Source organism: Foliimonas ilicis (assembly GCF_039939195.1).
In the GTDB taxonomy this organism is placed as follows: domain Bacteria; phylum Pseudomonadota; class Alphaproteobacteria; order Rhizobiales; family Rhizobiaceae; genus Foliimonas; species Foliimonas ilicis.
The window spans coordinates 58,545-74,778 of the sequence record NZ_JBDUUH010000008.1 but is presented as its reverse complement, the minus strand read 5'-3'; the positions used below and the strand labels follow the sequence as shown (position 1 = coordinate 74,778).

The window sequence follows — 16,234 nt, the reverse complement described above, 5'->3', positions numbered from 1 at the left end:
AGCACCACACACGCGAACCCCTTTCACGCCTGCAGCGAAGATTCTTCCTTATCCTTTGCCGAGCGCGCGACGATCAGTTCGACGCCAGCACTTTCCAGCATCTTTGCTTCCCGGTCTTCCACACCATCATCCGTGATGACGGTGTGGATGCGCGCTAGCCCGCAAAGAATAAGGCTGGAACGCTGCCGGAATTTCGAGGAATCGATCAGCACCACAAGCTCGTCGGCCTGATCGATCAATTTCTGCTCGGCCTGAATGAGAAGCGGGTCGCCTTCCATAAGCCCCAGCGGCCCAAGCCCCCGCGCGCCCATGAACATGCGCCGCGCGTAGAAATTGCGCGTCACGTCATTGTCGAACGGGCTCAGAATGATGTTCTGCTCGCGATAGATCGTGCCACCGGACAGCATCACCGTATTCTTGGAATGCTTCAGCAAATGCTCGGCTATCGGGAATGAATTGGTGAAGATCGGCATCCTGCGGTTCGACAGGAAATGCACCATCTGAAATGTCGTCGTGCCGCCATTGATGATGATCGGCTCGCCATCTCCGCAAAGCTCGACAGCTTCGCGGGCAATCGCGCGCTTCTTGGAGGTGTTGATCGTTTCGTTGACGCTGAAGGGCCGACCAGCAAGGCCGATGAATTGCGGCGGCGTGATCGCCTCCGCTCCGCCGCGCACACGGCGCAGGCGCTTTTGCACATGAAGAGCTGCTATATCGCGCCGGATCGTCGCTTCCGAGGAGTCCGTCAACTCGACAAGCTCCTGCACCGTCACCACAGGTTTTTCCTGGACGGCGGACTGAATGATCCGATGGCGTTCTTTTTCGTGCATGGTTCCTCCCACTCTCAACATTAATTCAGTCAAACCGCGCAGTGTCAATCAACTTCAATCATTTTAATTCATTGTGCAGTGCAATATGATCGATCGTGATCGTTTTTGATTGACACTGCCAAACAAGTGGTGGAAATAATCGGTCAAAATTCAATGCCGCCATCTGTGCGCATAGGGAGGATGACCATGCTCGAAACGCGCTCCAACACGCGCCTCGCCAATCTGTGGGACGAAGCGAAAGCGGCCGGAATGTCGGAGTCCGAGCGGCTGGTCTACCGCTCGAACCTTCTCGGCTCGGACAAGCGCGTCACCAATTATGGCGGCGGCAACACCTCCGCCAAGGTCATGGAAAAAGACCCTCTCAGCGGCAAGCAGGTTGAAGTGCTATGGGTCAAGGGCTCCGGCGGCGATGTCGGCACGATCAAGCTCGACGGCTTTTCCACGCTTTACATGGACAAGCTGAACGACCTCAAAAACCTTTATCGCGGCGTCGACTTCGAAGACGAGATGGTGGCCTACCTGCCCCATTGCACTTTCAACCTCAATCCGCGCGCAGCCTCCATCGATACGCCGCTTCACGCCTATGTGCCGCGCAAGCATGTCGATCACATGCACCCCGATGCGGTGATCGCGATTGCCGCTTCGAAGAACAGCAAAGAGCTGACGCAGGCGATCTTCGGCGGCGAAATCGGCTGGCTGCCATGGAAGAAGCCGGGCTACGAATTGGGGCTGTGGCTTGAAAAATTCTGTGTTGAAAACCCGGAAGCAACGGGCGTCGTGCTCGAAAGCCACGGGCTTTTCACATGGGGCGACACGGCCAAGGAAAGCTACGAAACGACAATTCGCATCATCAATCGCGCAATCGAGTGGTTTGAAGAACAGACCGCCAGCAAGGCGGCGTTCGGCGGGACTAAACGCAACATCCTCCCACCTGCCGAACGCCGCGCCCTTGCTGCAAAGCTGATGCCCGCAATTCGCGGTTTCGTCTCGGCCACCGAACGCAAGGTCGGCCATTTCGACGATCAGGCCGCAGTGCTCGAATTCGTTTCCTCGAATGAACTGGAAGCGCTGGCCGCCCTCGGAACGAGCTGCCCGGACCATTTCCTGCGCACCAAAATCCGTCCGCTCGTCGTCGATTTCGATCCGGCCAACCCGGATATTGACGCAACGATTGCCGGACTTTCCAAGGCGGTCGAGGAATATCGCGAAGGCTACGCCGCCTATTACGAGCGCTGCAAGCACGCCGACAGCCCGCCGATGCGCGACCCGAACGCGGTCGTCTATCTGGTTCCCGGCATCGGCATGATCACCTTCGCCAAGGACAAGGCGACGGCCCGCATCTCCGCAGAGTTCTATGTCAACGCGATCAACGTCATGCGCGGCGCATCGACCGTCTCGACCTATGTCGGCCTGCCTGAGCAGGAAGCGTTCGACATCGAATATTGGCTTCTCGAAGAGGCAAAGCTTCAGCGCATGCCCAAGCCCAAGCCATTGGCCGGCAAGGTCGCGCTTGTTACCGGCGGTGCCGGCGGCATCGGCAAGGCAACGGCAGCGCGCCTTCTGCGCGACGGCGCATGCGTCGTGCTGGCAGACATCGATGAGAACGCACTGAACGCGGCCAAGGAAGAACTCAGTGCAGTCTTCGGTGCCGATTTCGTCCGCCCTGCCAAGGTCAACGTCACCAGCGAAAGCGAAGTCATCGCTGGCTTCGTGGAAACCGCAGTCGAGTTCGGCGGCATCGACATTCTGGTCTCGAATGCCGGCCTCGCTTCGGCAGCCCCCATCGAGGAAACCAGCCTCGAGCTTTGGAACAAGAATATGGATATCCTGACGACGGGGTATTTCCTCGTCAGCCGCGAGGCATTCAGGCTGTTCCGCGTCCAGAAGATCGGCGGTAACGTCGTGTTCGTCGCCTCGAAAAACGGTCTGGCCGCATCTCCCAACGCGTCGGCCTATTGCACCGCCAAGGCAGCCGAAATCCACCTCGCACGCTGCCTCGCACTCGAAGGCGCTGACGCGCAAATCCGCGTCAATGTCGTCAACCCGGATGCCGTTCTTCGCGGCTCGAAAATCTGGAGCGGCGAGTGGAAGGAACAGCGCGCGGCAGCCTACAAGATGTCGACCGACGAACTCGAGGAGCATTACCGCAAGCGTTCCATGCTGAAGCTCGGCGTCTATCCGGAAGACATTGCGGAGGCGATCTTCTTCCTGGCGTCCGATATGTCTGCCAAATCGACCGGTAACATCATCAATGTCGATGCCGGAAATTCGCAGAGCTTTACGCGATAAGTCTCGATTTCGACCGTTAGTTACAAACGCAACTATATCGAAAAACCCTTCGGCCTTTCGGCTGCTCGCTTCAATCCTCCCCCTGTTCAGGGGGAGAGGCGGAGAAGGGTGATAAGGGAGGCGAATTTGACCGAAAACATCATCTCCGCGGACATTCTCGAACGCGAAAACGCCAGCCGCGAGGCCGAACTCAAGCGCGACTATGAATCGCTTGGTGAGCGCCTTGACCGGCGCGGCATCGCAATCGACGCGATCCGCGACAAGGTCGCCGCTTTCTCCGTCGCGGTCCCATCATGGGGTGTCGGCACCGGCGGCACGCGCTTCGCCCGCTTTCCGGGTGCAGGCGAGCCGCGCGATATTTTCGACAAGATCGAGGATTGCGCAGTCATCCAGCAATTGACCCGCGCGACGCCCAACGTTTCGCTGCACATTCCATGGGACAAGGCCGACCCGAAGCGCTTGAAGCAGGCGGCAAGCCGCTTCGGCATGGGCTTCGACGCTATGAATTCCAACACTTTTTCCGATGCCGTCGAGCAGAAGCACAGCTATAAATTCGGCTCGCTGACCAACGCCGATTCCGGTGCGCGCAATCAGGCAGTCGAGCACAATCTCGAATGCATAGAGATCGGCCGCGAGATCGGCTCCAAGGCGCTGACGATCTGGATCGGCGACGGCTCGAACTTCCCCGGACAGGTGAATTTCGCCCGCGCATTCGAACGCTATTTGGATTCAGCCAAGGCGATCTATGCCGGCCTGCCGGACGATTGGCGGCTGTTCACCGAACACAAAATGTACGAACCGGCCTTCTATTCGACCGTCGTGCAGGATTGGGGCACCAACTACATCATCGCGCAGGAACTGGGCGAAAAGGCCTATTGCCTCGTCGATCTCGGCCACCATGCGCCCAACGTCAATATCGAGATGATCGTGTCCCGCCTGATCCAGTTCAAGAAACTGGGCGGTTTCCACTTCAACGATTCCAAATATGGCGACGACGATCTGGATGCCGGATCGATCGATCCGTACCGCCTGTTCCTCGTTTTCAACGAGCTGGTCGATGCGGAACTCAACAAGGCCGAAAGCTTCGATCCAGCACATATGCTCGACCAGAGCCACAATGTAACGGACCCGATCGAAAGCCTGATGCTCTCGGCAATCGAAGTCCAGCGCGCCTATGCCGCCGCTTTGCTGGTTGATCGCAAGAAGCTCTACGACTTCCAGGAAACCAACGACGCGCTGATGGCAACGCAGACCTTGAAGGCTGCATACCGCACCGATGTCGAGCCGATACTGGCCTCGGCACGTCAGATTTCAGGCGGAGCTATCGATCCGGTCGCTGCATATCGCACAAGCGGCTATCGCCAGAAAGTCGCGGCGGAACGTCCTGCGGTGGCAGGCGGAAGCGGCGGCATCGTCTGAGTTTTAGAAAAACGCGCTGGAATCCGGCGCGTTTTTCGCAATTACCGGGCGGAAATTTCGAGAAAAAGGTCGCGAAGCCGCTGCAAATTCTGCGGCAGTGGCCCCTTCGTCTCGAGTTTCGCGATCTCTTTTCTGGCAGCCTGCGCGTGGTCCGTTCCCTCCGGCAGCCACATGAGCCACGACAAAAGCACATCCTCCGGGCAGGCCTGAGCCATTTTCGGCGTCGGTCCGCTGCGTCGTTCGCGTGCAATCAGGCCAGGGCGGGTATCGTTTTCAGATCCCATCGTCAGGCCTCGATCTCGATTGCGCCGAGTGGCTTCGAGCAGCAGGCAAGGATGAACCCATCGTCGATTTCATGATCGAGAATGCCGCCATTGTGGCTCATCTCGACATCGCCCGCGACCTTGCGAACCTTACAGGTTCCGCACAATCCGAACTCGCAGGCAGCCGGAATACGCACGCCGGAGGCACGCGCCGTCTGCAAAACCGTCTGGCCCGAAAAGCATTCTGTATCGACGTCCGAGAGTGAAAACCGCACCGATATGCTTTGTGGGACTTCGGTTCCGGCAGGCATTTCCACATCGGAAAAAGGCGCTGGCACGACTTCGACCGGCGCGTGAAAGCTTTCCTGATGATAATGCTCCATATCGAAACCTGCCGATTGCAGCATTTCGCGCACGGCCCGCATGAAAGGCTCAGGGCCGCAACAGAAAATCTCGCGCTCCCTGAAATCGGGCGCGAGTAGCGGCAGGCGAACCGCATCGATGCGGCCCATATGGCCGAACCAGCTTTCGCGGCTAGAACGCTCCTCGATCAGGAAACCGAGACCGAGACCCGGCATACGGCTGCCCAGCAATTCCAGTTCCTTGCGGAAGATGATCTCTTCCGGACGCCGCGCGCAGTTGACGAAGGAGACATCGGTTTCCGGCGAGCAATCGTTGAGCCAGCGCGTCATCGACATCATCGGCGTGATGCCCGAACCCGCCGAGATGAACAGGTATTTCGCGGACGGATAATTATGCAGCGAGAAATCGCCGGTCGGCCCGTAAGCCTTGACCAGTTCGCCCGGCCTCAGATTGTCGAACATCCAGCGTGTGCCGATGCTGCCAGCCTGCGCCTTGACGGTAACGGCAATCGAGAACGGTCGCGACGGGCTGGACGACAGCGTGTAGGTGCGCATCAGCGGTTCGGGTGCCGTCGGCAGTTCGAATGTGATGAACTGGCCCGGCTGGTAGCGGAACCACGTCTGGTTGTCCGAGCGGAAGGTGAAGGTTTTGACGTCCGGCGCTTCGTCGGTGACGGCGATACACTCCAGCACCTGAAGCCGGTCGTTCCACGGCATCATCTCGTCGAGATGTTTGTAGAGGCTGACGGCGGCGTTCATGGGTGAGTGCTTTCGCAGCGAACTTCAAAGGTACGGCACTCTACGTTGCCCCCCTCTGGGCTGCCGCCCATCTCCCCCACATGGGGGGAGATCAGCCGTGTCGACGAAATTGCGTAATCTCCCCACCTGTGGGGGAGATGTCCGGCAGGACAGAGGGGGGCAACGTAGGGCACAAACATCTCCCGTCCCTCACGCCACGCTACGAAGCGCAGGCTTTTCACCATCCGCTAGGCGCGGTTCGATGAAATTGCAGTACCATTCGAGGAATTGCATCACGCCGCCTTCATGCTCCTGCGAGTACGGGCCGGGCTCATAGGCCGGCGATTTGATGCCGAAGGCGTTTTCCTCGACGATACGGCGGTCCTGATCGTTGGTTTCAGTCCAGACATGGGTGAGTTCGGCCAGATCATAATCGACGCCCTCGACCGCATCCTTGTGAACCAGCCATTTGGTCGTCACCGCCGTCTCGGTCGCGCTGATCGGCAGCACGCGGAAGGTGACAGCGTGGTCGCCAAGCACGTGATTCCATGTCGTCGGATAATGGTAGAGCAGCATCGAGCCGATGCGGTCGGTGCTGACGCTGTCGGACAGGTTCTTCTTCACCGCGCGTTTGCCCGTCATCGTGTAGCTGACAGCATCGCGCAGCAGCGGCGCACGTGTCGCGCGGAACTGACCGTCATCGGCAATGCGGAAGCGGCTGGGCAGGCCTGCTGCTTCGCATTTCTGCCAATGCGCCAGCATTTCCGGGTCGCTGTCGGCCCCATTGACGCCGGTTACAGTCGGCGCTTCCGGGAAGGTCTTGCAAAGTTCGGGATGGTTTCCGGCGCAATGGTAGCACTCGCGGTTGTTTTCCCAGACGAGCTTCCAGTTTCCCTTTTCGATGATAGTGCTTTCAAACGCGACCTTCGTCTCGCGCAATCGGTGCGGCGCTAGGTATGGCTCGATCAGCGCGCGGGCGGGCGCCAGATCGACGGGTTCATCGGCCAGGCAGATGAAGATATAGCCGCCGATGGATTCGCAGGCGACCGGCTTCAGGCCGAACTGGCTCTTATCGAAATCCTCCGCCATCTGGCGTGCGAAAAGCAGCCGTCCGTCTAGCTCGTAAGTCCACTGGTGATAGGGGCAGACGAGCTTTGCGGCCGTGCCTTTGGCGGCGCTGCAAACGCGGCTGCCGCGGTGACGGCATGAATTGTGGAAGGCGCGGATGTCGCCCTTCTGGTCGCGCACGATGACGACGGGATAATCGCCCACCTGCGCGGTGATGTAGCTGCCGGGCTTGGGAAGCTCGCAATCGTGACCGATGAAAAGCCAGTCCCGGTACCAGATCATTTCAAGGTCGAGCTTGAAATAGTCGGGGTCGGTGTAAAAGGCCTGTTCGAGGCTGAACCCATCCTTGCGGCTGCGTATCTGCCTCAGCATTTCGTTGCGTGCGTCCATGTCCTGTCCTCGCAATTAAGGACTGAACTGGTGGTGATTTCAGGGGAAGACGATCGGGCGGACGCCTGTTTCAAGGCACCGCACAATGATCTACCGCTTGACCGCCCACCGCGATCAGTCGAGTTCAAATCTCCTCAGGCTGGTTTCCGGGCTCTGGAGCTGGTCCCGCCGGACCCTCACGGACACCTTCCCAGGCCATTCGGCCCAGTGGTCTCCCACCGTGATTAGCTCCACCACCGTTGCGGGGGCAGCGCCGGATTTAAACCGGCTTCCCAATTCTCCGGCCCTGTTGAAGGGGCCAGCACCTGAAGTGGCTTCATGTAAACACTGTCGCGTCTGCACCGCCGATGCGAATGCGACATCGCATACGCGTCGGGCGACACTGGCGATGTTTAGAATTGAAGGCCGCCTATTTCGGAAGGGTGGTGCATCTCATTTTAAATAGAAACGCTTGCGGGACATCACCCCCCTCTGCCCTGCCGGGCATCTCCCCCTCAAGGGGGGAGATTGGCTATGCAACTCGCCGCCTTCATTCTGCAATGTCAGCAATTAGCGCCGCGCTTTCATGACAGGATAATCTCCACCCTTGAGGGCAGTGTTTACATTGGACTCGTAATTAGATGCCTGTTGAAGAACAGAGCGAGGGTTATGTCGAGCATCTGATGGGTTTTTGAAAAGCGCTTTGATCGACGGTTGAAGCGGGCGAGGTTGTCGCGGATCGATGAGTTGGATGCCTCGATCAGATGTGTCTGCGCCTTGGTCTGGGTATGAGGCTCGCCGATCCCCATGCGCTCGAAGGCCAGATGATAGCTGGAGTTGGCATCGGTATAGATCGCCTCGATCGTGCCCACGGCCTGTTTGACGAGCCGGTAGATGGTCATGGCGCTCGTCACGCCCTTGTCGCCGATATGATAGGCAACGACCCGGTTCTGACGGCGGCTGAAGGCGGTCCAGATCACCGCCCGCTGCTGTTTTTTTGAACGAAAGTATAGATCTCGTCCATCTCGATAATGTCGGCCTCAGTCACACAGGCTGGGCCAGACTTGGCCAGCCGCGCCTGCACGGCCTCATGCTCCTTGCGTATCCAGCGCAACACGCCGGCCGGCGAGGCGCCGACAAAGCGCGCGATTTTGCGGATGCCGACATTGTTGAGATACATGTCCACAGCCTGCGCTTTGGTTTGCGGGCTGAACCGGCGAGGCCTATCCGTACAGTAGCGTCCGCACGACCGGCAGCAATAGCGTTGCGCCCCGTCCTTGCGACCGGTCTTGCGCAAATCCTGGCTCTGGCAATTTGGACAGTCCATCCTTCTTCTCCCACCAAATCACATGACAGGCAGCAGAAGAATCCAAAAACAGTCAGATGTAAACAATGCCCCGCTTGCGGGGGAGATGCCCGGTAGGGCAGAGGGGGGTGCCCACGTTTCTGTCAAAACAGAAACCGCGCCAGGATTTACTCCGCCGCCTCCGCATGTGGCGCAGGCACATAATTCAAGATCGGCCCCAGCCACCGCTCAACCTCACGCAAAGGCATGGATTTGCGCGCAGCGTAATCCTCGACCTGATCGCGCTCGACCTTGGCGACACCGAAATAGTAGCTTTCCGGGTGCGCATAATACATGCCCGAAACCGACGAGCCCGGCCACATTGCATAGCTTTCGGTCAGCGAAACGCCGGAATTGCGCTCGGCATCGAGCAACTCGAACAAGGTCGCCTTTTCGGTATGATCGGGCTGCGCCGGATAGCCGGGTGCCGGGCGGATGCCGCGATATGGCTCGCCTATCAACTCGTCCGGCTGCAGATTCTCGTCGTGCGCATAGCCCCAATATTCCTTGCGCACGCATTCATGCATGCGCTCGGCAAAGGCTTCCGCGAAACGGTCGGCAAGCGCCTTGACGAGGATCGAGGAATAATCGTCGTTGGCACGCTCGAAACGCTCGGCAATCGCCACTTCCTCGATGCCCGCCGTGACCACGAAGCCGCCGAGATAATCGGCCTTGCCGCTATCCTTTGGCGCCACGAAATCCGACAGCGCGACATTGGCCTTGCCGTCGCGCTTTGCCAGTTGCTGGCGCAGCGTGAAGAAGGTCGCGAGTTCTTCGGTGCGCGTATCGTCGCTGTAGAGGCGCACATCGTCGCCAACGGCATTGGCTGGCCAGAAGCCGATGACGCCCTTCGGCGCGAACCATTTCTCCTCGATGATCTTTTTCAACATCGCCTGCGCGTCCTCGAAGAGCTGGCGTGCAGCAGGGCCTTGCTTTTCGTCATCGAGGATTTTCGGATAGCGTCCCTTCATCTCCCAAGTCTGGAAGAATGGCGTCCAGTCGATATAACGCGCAAGATCGGCCAGATCCCAGGTCTCGAAGGTTTTCGTGCCGAGGAACTTTGGCTTGGGCGGCTGGTATGCGCTCCAGTCGATGCGATGCGCATTGGCCCGCGCCCGCGCCAGGGGCAGGCGCAGCTTTTCGGCCTCGGAGCGCGCATGTGCATCCGATACTTTCTTGTATTCGGCGCGAACCGTGCTGACGTAATTCTCCTTCGCCTCAGGTGAAAGCAGGCTGGAAACCACGCCGACCGCGCGGCTTGCATCCGTGACATAAACCGCTTGTCCGCGATCATAACGCGGGTGAATTTTCACCGCCGTATGCACCCGGCTGGTGGTCGCGCCGCCAATCAGCAGCGGCACTTCAAAACCCTCGCGCTCCATCTCGGAAGCGACATGCACCATTTCGTCGAGCGACGGCGTAATGAGGCCGGAAAGACCGATAATATCGACCTTTTCGTCGCGCGCGATCTGCAGGATTTTCGTCGCGGGCACCATGACGCCCAAATCGATGATCTCGTAATTGTTGCAGGCGAGCACGACGCCGACAATGTTCTTGCCGATGTCGTGAACGTCGCCCTTGACTGTCGCCATGAGGATTTTGCCCGCGCTCTGGCGCTTGCCGTCGCCGCCATTTGCGAGTTTTTCCGCCTCCATGTAAGGCAGGAGAAGTGCCACCGCCTGCTTCATGACACGCGCCGATTTCACCACTTGCGGCAGGAACATCTTGCCAGCGCCGAATAGGTCACCGACCACATTCATGCCGGCCATGAGCGGACCCTCGATGACATGAAGCGGGCGCTCGGCGTTCTGGCGGGCTTCTTCCGTGTCCAGATCGATGAATTCGGTTATGCCATTGACCAGCGCATGCGCGAGCCGCTTTTCGACTGGCCATTCGCGCCACGCGAGATCGCGTTCCTTGGCCTCTTTTCCGGCCGTGCCCTTATAGCGCTCGGCAAGCTCCAGCATGCGCTCGGTCGCCGTGCCGCCGCCCTTCGGCGCAAGGTTGAGCACCACGTCCTCGCAGGCTTCGCGCAGTTCGGGATCAATCGATTCATAGACGGCAAGCTGCCCGGCATTGACGATGCCCATATCCATGCCGACCTGGATCGCGTGATACAGGAACACGGCATGCATCGCCTCGCGCACCGGCTCATTGCCGCGAAACGAGAAGGACAGGTTCGAAACGCCGCCGGAAATATGCACATGCGGCAGAGTTTCGACGATTTCGCGGGTCGCTTCGATGAAATCGACACCGTAATTGTCGTGTTCCTCGATACCCGTCGCGATGGCGAAAACGTTCGGATCGAAAATGATGTCTTCCGGCGGAAAACCAGCCTGCTCCGTCAGAAGCTTGTAGGCCCGCGTGCAAATCTCGACCTTGCGGGCCTGCGTATCAGCCTGCCCTTGCTCGTCGAACGCCATAACGACGACCGCCGCGCCATAGGCCCGGCAAAGACGCGCATGATGCAGGAAAGCCGCCTCGCCTTCCTTCATGGAGATGGAATTGACGATCGGCTTGCCCTGCACGCATTTCAGGCCGGCCTCGATGACATTCCATTTCGAACTGTCGATCATCACCGGCACGCGGGCGATATCTGGCTCGGCAGCGATGAGGTTCAGATATTCGACCATCGCCTTTTGCGAGTCGATCAGGCCTTCATCCATATTGATGTCGATGATCTGCGCGCCATTGGCGACCTGATCGCGCGCCACATCGAGTGCGGCTGCATAGTCCGCCGCCGTAATCAGCTTGCGAAATTTGGCAGAGCCGGTGACGTTGGTGCGCTCACCGACATTGACGAAGGGGATCTCGTCGGTGAGCGTGAAAGGTTCGAGCCCGGAAAGCCGCATCTGCGGCTTGTGGTCGGGAATTTCGCGCGGCGGATATTTCGAAACGGCGTCGGCAATTGCGCGAATGTGCTCCGGCGTCGAGCCGCAGCACCCGCCGACCACATTGACCAGACCTTCGCGGGCGAATTCCTCGATCTGCGCTGCCATGAATTCCGGGCTCTCGTCATACTGTCCGAATTCGTTGGGCAAACCGGCATTTGGATATGCGCAGGTGAACGTGTCCGCAGCGCCCGAAATCTCGGCCAGATGCGCGCGCATTGCGTTTGCGCCGAGAGCGCAGTTCAGGCCGATGGTAAAGGGGCTGGCGTGGCGCAGCGAATGCCAGAAAGCCGTCGGCGTCTGGCCGGAAAGCGTGCGTCCCGAAAGGTCGGTGATCGTACCCGAAATCATCAGCGGCAGGCGCACGCCCTTCTCGATGAAGATTTCCTCGCAGGCGAAAATCGCAGCCTTGGCGTTCAGCGTGTCGAAGATCGTCTCGATCAGGATTATGTCGGCGCCGCCGTCGATCAGACCGCGCAACTGTTCGCCATAGGCAATGCGCAACTGGTCGAACGTGACCGCGCGGTAGCCGGGATTGTTGACGTCCGGCGACATGGACGCCGTGCGGTTCGTCGGGCCGAGCGCGCCAGCGACGAAGCGGCGCTTGCCGTCTTCCTGCTCAGCGCGGATAAGCGCGCGGCGCACCAGCCGCGCGCCGTCGCGGTTCAGCTCGTAAACCGCGTCTTCCATGCCGTAATCGGCCTGCGCGATCGAGGTGGACGAAAACGTGTTCGTCTCGACGATGTCGGCACCGGCGATCGCGTATTGATAATGGATTTCCTCGATCGCCTTGGGCTGCGACAGGATCAGAAGGTCGTTATTGCCCTGCTGATGACAGGCGCAGCCGGCGAATTTGTCGCCGCGGAAATGGTCCTCATTGAAGCCCAAACCCTGAATCTGCGTGCCCATCGCGCCGTCGAGAACGAGGATGCGTTCGCTTGCGGCCTTGCGCAAAGCAGCCAACACCTCCGAGCCATCGGGGCGCGCCGCTTCCGGGCCGAACAGTTCGTCGAGGGCAGATTTCATTTGCGACATCCGAATAAGCTAAAGCGACAAGCCTACCAGATCACATAAAGATATGTTTATGTCAATATTCGCATCGAGTCGAGCGATAACCTATTATGGATCAATTCCGGTCCGAAACCTTCGCAATGATAGGTATGGCAAGGATCGCGATCACGCTCGCGCAGCCAAAAAACACGGTGTAGCCGAGATATTGCGCCGCATAGCCCGCAACGATGCCGCCGAGCATGCTGATCAAGGCATCCATGCACTGGAACAGCGTAAAATCCACACCCGCCTGCCTCGGGTCTGACCAACGCATGAACTGGGCGTAAAGCGCCACGAAACCGAGCGCCATGATGCCCGACGAGCTTGCAACCGAAACGGCCATGAGGAGCGCTTTGGGAATGGTGTCGAACTGATTGAACACGGCGAAAAAAGCCAAAGCCATCGCCTGCAAAACCACGGCCAGCACAAGCACGGCGCTTATGCCCCAAATCCTGACGAGTGTACCGCCCAGCAATGCTGCCGCGAGGCCGACGAACATGGCGCCTGCACCGTTCAGCAGGCCGACAGTGGTCAGATCGAACCCGGCGTCGATGAGGAACGGGCCGACCATTCCAAGCGCGACCTTCTGCGCCACCACATAAACTGCGGCTGCAAGCAACCCACGACGGATTTCGGGTCTGCGCAGCGCCGATGCGAGCGAAGGCACATGCTCCCGCGTCTCGACCAGCGTGGCCTTTCCTGCGCGAAGCATGAACGGAATGCCAAGCAGAACGAGCAAGAGCGCCATGCTCCAGACGCCAGTCTGCCATCCAGACCTATCGACGATCACCAGAAACAAACCAGCCCCGATCGCCGAGCCGAGATAAGCACCGCCGACCTGCGCAGCGTTGCCCCAGCCATGATTTTCCCTGAACAGGCTCTCGACCGCATAGCCATCGCAGGCGATGTCGACCGTGGAAGCGGCGAACGCAATGAGCGTCAGGCATATAAGGACCGGAGTGAGCATTGCCGGTCCGAGCGCGCCCACCACCACAAGTCCGGCGACGGACGCAAGGCCGCCGATAAGCACGATGATGCCGGAGCGGTTGCGTCCGACCGGCGGCAGGCGGAACCTTTCGACCGCGGGCGACCAAAGGAATTTCAGCGCCCACGGCAATGCGATCAGCGACAGCAGGCCGATGCGATCGAGCGACATGCCCTCGTTGCGCATGACCGCCGGCAGACCGGCCCAGGTAATTCCGCCGATAATGCTCTGCGCCACGTAAAGACCGCCGATCGCCGTGAAAATGGCGACCGGCGATGATGATGCGGCCTTCGCTTCAGCCTTGTCCAACATCAGAAACGATAGCGCAGGCTGCCGAGGACCGAGCGCCCTTCATCACGATAGCAGAAGCCTGCCGAGCAAGTGACTTCCTGCTTGTCGAACAAATTCTTGGCGTTCACCTGAAGTTTCAGACCTTTCAGGTCCGGATTCCGATACCCGAAATCATAGGAAACCGCCGCATCCACCAATGCGCGCGCGTCGTTCTTGTACGTATTGAAATCGTCGCCGAAGCTGCTGCTGGTGACGCGTACGCCCGCACCCAGACCAAGCCCTTCGAGAGTTCCGCTTTCGAACTGATACTGCCCCCAAAGCGAGAAGATGTGATTGGGCGTCGCGGAAAGCTCGTTTCCGTTCGTGCCTTCCGCGCCGCGCTCGATCTTCATCCGAAGATTGGTATACGAGGCGATGATGCCGAGGCCATTGTCCAGCGTGGCATTGGCTTCCAGCTCGAAACCGCGCGAATTGAGGTCAAGCTGGCGCTGCTTGTTTATGCCGGTGGAGGCGTCGAAAACCACACCATCTTTCTGATCAATATCGAACAGGGCCGCGCTTATGACGGCGTTGTAGCCCGGAATCTCATATTTGATGCCGATCTCTTTCTGCGTTGCCTTCGTTGGCCGCGCAAAACGGGTGACGTCGCTGGTAACGTCGTCATAGACGAGGCCGATATTTGGGGAGAACGAGGTCGAATAGTTCACATAGGGCATGATGCCCCATTCGGTCGCATAGGAAAGCCCAAAACGCCCTGAGAACGCGCTGTCCTTCTGGTTCGTTTCAGTGAAAGCCGCGTCCTTTGAATCTGTATCGACCCAGTCGTAACGACCGCTGGCAAAGAGCGTGAAATCGTTCCACTCAACCTGATCATGCAGATAGATGCCGACCTGATTCATGCGCTGGCCGCCGGAAAAAGGAACCGGTGCAGCCTTTATGTCATCCACCGAAACGTAGGATAGGCCGCTATATGCGTCGTACTCAGCCCAGGCGTAGTCGATCCCGGCGACCGCTGTGTGTTTGGCCGCGCCAGTGTCGAATTCAAACTGCGCCATGTTATCGACGACGAAGTTCTTCATTTTCTCGGTGTAGTGGCCCCAAAAACGCTCAAGCGGCAGGTCCGGGCCGAGCGTATAGTGGCCGCTATATTCCAGATCGCTGTCTACCGTGTTGTAGCGCAGGTTCTGGCGGACGGTCAGCCAGTCGTTGAAACGGTGTTCGAATTCATAGCCTATGCGGGCCTGTTCCTGGTCGAAATCGTTCCAGGCCGGGTCGCCTTCGTAGATATTGGAAATCTGGCCCGGTGCAGGATTGTAGTAGATGGCCGTTCCGCCGACCTTGCTCTTGGAATATTCGCCGAGGATCGTCAGTTTCGTGTCTTCGTCAGGCTTGAACGTGAAGGCCGGAGCCAGATAAATCTTGTCATCGGGATAGGCGGGGAGTTCAGTGTCGCTTACCCGGCCAAGCCCGGTGAAGCGATAGAGCATGCTGCCGCTTTCATTGACCGGGCCGGACAAATCGAACCCGGTCTGTGCGCGGCCGTGCTCGCCGAAAAGCACCTCCACTTCACGGAACTGCTCTTCCTTCGGTCGCTTCGTCACGACATTGACGATGCCGCCCGGACCGCTGACGCCATAAAGCGACGAGGCTGGACCTTTCAGCACCGTGATGCCTTCAATGCCATAGGGTTCGGTCTTGAACCAGGCGGACGGACCATTGTACTGGCGCAAACCGTCGCGGAACATGCCGTTGTAATAGGCCGGGAAACCGCGCAGGAAGAATGCGTCGTAGCGCGTGTCGAGACCGAAAGTGTTGGGATTGGCCCCTGCCGTATAGTTCAGGGACTCATTCAGCGTCCGCGGTTCCTGATCCTCGATCTGACGTTGCGTGATCACTGAAATCGCCTGAGGAATTTTGGCGATCGGCGTATCGACCTTCGTGCCGATACGGTCCTCCTTGGCGACATAACCGCTCTGTTTCAGGATGTCGTTACTCTGAGCTTCGACGTTTATGGCGTCGAGCACGATCGGATTTTCCTCATCCTGCGCATAGCTGGCCTGAGTTAGGCCGATCAGGGCAACACCGCCCAAAAGGATACGTCCCAGACGATTTCTTCTCAGTCCAACCCGCACACCCGATCTCCTTGTACGAAGCGCATGAAATATGTGCGAGGCGGTTCACAAATATGACTAAAAGAGTCAAGTAATATTGTATGTCGTCTTGAGCTTCCATTCGTGATGCTGGTGAGGTGTGGCTGCCTTTCAACAGCGGCGGCCTGAATCCACAATGCACGGCTGAGATTTGGCTGATTGCTGTCGGCCCCGGACGTTCGTG

Annotated in this window: 11 protein-coding genes and 1 riboswitch; of the genes, 2 read left to right on the top strand and 9 right to left on the bottom strand. The window is 58.8% G+C overall.

The genetic code is table 11. From position 1 onward, the window contains the following. Positions 1-23: 23 nt before the first annotated feature. Positions 24-830, bottom strand: coding sequence for a DeoR/GlpR family DNA-binding transcription regulator (locus tag ABFT80_RS17610; RefSeq protein ID WP_347973232.1), 807 nt, complete (start codon positions 828-830; stop codon positions 24-26). A 186-nt stretch (positions 831-1,016) separates the two neighbouring features. On the opposite strand from ABFT80_RS17610, the gene ABFT80_RS17605 reads away from it, so the two are divergent. Both ABFT80_RS17605 and rhaI read left to right on the top strand, forming a co-directional pair. Beyond that, positions 1,017-3,119 carry a bifunctional rhamnulose-1-phosphate aldolase/short-chain dehydrogenase gene (locus tag ABFT80_RS17605; protein WP_347973231.1) on the top strand — a complete coding sequence of 701 codons (2,103 nt, stop codon included), beginning with the start codon at positions 1,017-1,019 and terminating at the stop codon, positions 3,117-3,119. 126 nt (positions 3,120-3,245) lie between these two features. Further along, positions 3,246-4,538: an L-rhamnose catabolism isomerase gene (gene rhaI / locus ABFT80_RS17600; RefSeq protein WP_347973230.1), complete on the top strand. Its 1,293-nt coding sequence runs from the start codon at positions 3,246-3,248 to the stop codon at positions 4,536-4,538. Positions 4,539-4,579: 41 nt separating this feature from the next. Here rhaI and ABFT80_RS17595 read toward each other — a convergent pair whose 3' ends face one another. The 8 genes from ABFT80_RS17595 to ABFT80_RS17560 all read right to left on the bottom strand — a co-directional run bounded on the left by ABFT80_RS17595 (position 4,580) and on the right by ABFT80_RS17560 (position 16,032). Then, positions 4,580-4,822 (bottom strand): hypothetical protein, encoded by a 243-nt coding sequence (locus tag ABFT80_RS17595; RefSeq protein ID WP_347973229.1) that lies wholly within the window; start codon positions 4,820-4,822, stop codon positions 4,580-4,582. A gap of 2 nt (positions 4,823-4,824) precedes the next feature. Next, the gene (locus ABFT80_RS17590; RefSeq protein ID WP_347973228.1) at positions 4,825-5,922 is read right to left on the bottom strand and encodes a hybrid-cluster NAD(P)-dependent oxidoreductase; all 1,098 of its coding nucleotides are present in this window, start codon (positions 5,920-5,922) and stop codon (positions 4,825-4,827) included. Between the two features lie 189 nt (positions 5,923-6,111). Beyond that, positions 6,112-7,359: an aromatic ring-hydroxylating oxygenase subunit alpha gene (locus ABFT80_RS17585; protein WP_347973227.1), complete on the bottom strand. Its 1,248-nt coding sequence runs from the start codon at positions 7,357-7,359 to the stop codon at positions 6,112-6,114. A gap of 120 nt (positions 7,360-7,479) precedes the next feature. Further along, positions 7,480-7,683, bottom strand: a riboswitch (cobalamin riboswitch). Between the two features lie 275 nt (positions 7,684-7,958). Further along, positions 7,959-8,318 (bottom strand): IS1 family transposase, encoded by a 360-nt coding sequence (locus ABFT80_RS17580; RefSeq protein WP_347973226.1) that lies wholly within the window; start codon positions 8,316-8,318, stop codon positions 7,959-7,961. Continuing rightward, on the bottom strand, positions 8,315-8,665 hold the full coding sequence (locus ABFT80_RS17575) for an IS1/IS1595 family N-terminal zinc-binding domain-containing protein (RefSeq protein WP_347973225.1): 351 nt from the start codon (positions 8,663-8,665) through the stop codon (positions 8,315-8,317). The genes ABFT80_RS17580 and ABFT80_RS17575 overlap by 4 nt, the downstream gene beginning before the upstream one ends. Before the next feature lie 146 nt (positions 8,666-8,811). After that, positions 8,812-12,609 (bottom strand): methionine synthase, encoded by a 3,798-nt coding sequence (metH, locus tag ABFT80_RS17570; RefSeq protein WP_347973224.1) that lies wholly within the window; start codon positions 12,607-12,609, stop codon positions 8,812-8,814. 91 nt (positions 12,610-12,700) lie between these two features. Further along, a complete protein-coding gene (locus tag ABFT80_RS17565) occupies positions 12,701-13,921 on the bottom strand; it encodes an MFS transporter (RefSeq protein WP_347973223.1) in 1,221 nt (406 codons plus the stop codon). Continuing rightward, positions 13,921-16,032 (bottom strand): TonB-dependent siderophore receptor, encoded by a 2,112-nt coding sequence (locus ABFT80_RS17560; RefSeq protein ID WP_347973222.1) that lies wholly within the window; start codon positions 16,030-16,032, stop codon positions 13,921-13,923. Before ABFT80_RS17560 ends, ABFT80_RS17565 begins: the two co-directional genes overlap by 1 nt. Between the last annotated feature and the right edge of the window lie 202 nt (positions 16,033-16,234).

Excerpts from the sequence above, each read along its gene's own strand:
- ABFT80_RS17610 (WP_347973232.1), bottom strand. The coding sequence starts at position 830 with ATGCACGAAAAAGAACGCCATCGGATCATTCAGTCCGCCGTCCAGGAA.
- ABFT80_RS17605 (WP_347973231.1), top strand. The coding sequence starts at position 1,017 with ATGCTCGAAACGCGCTCCAACACGCGCCTCGCCAATCTGTGGGACGAA.
- ABFT80_RS17595 (WP_347973229.1), bottom strand. The coding sequence starts at position 4,822 with ATGGGATCTGAAAACGATACCCGCCCTGGCCTGATTGCACGCGAACGA.
- ABFT80_RS17590 (WP_347973228.1), bottom strand. The coding sequence starts at position 5,922 with ATGAACGCCGCCGTCAGCCTCTACAAACATCTCGACGAGATGATGCCG.
- ABFT80_RS17585 (WP_347973227.1), bottom strand. The coding sequence starts at position 7,359 with ATGGACGCACGCAACGAAATGCTGAGGCAGATACGCAGCCGCAAGGAT.
- ABFT80_RS17575 (WP_347973225.1), bottom strand. The coding sequence starts at position 8,665 with ATGGACTGTCCAAATTGCCAGAGCCAGGATTTGCGCAAGACCGGTCGC.
- metH (WP_347973224.1), bottom strand. The coding sequence starts at position 12,609 with ATGTCGCAAATGAAATCTGCCCTCGACGAACTGTTCGGCCCGGAAGCG.
- ABFT80_RS17565 (WP_347973223.1), bottom strand. The coding sequence starts at position 13,921 with ATGTTGGACAAGGCTGAAGCGAAGGCCGCATCATCATCGCCGGTCGCC.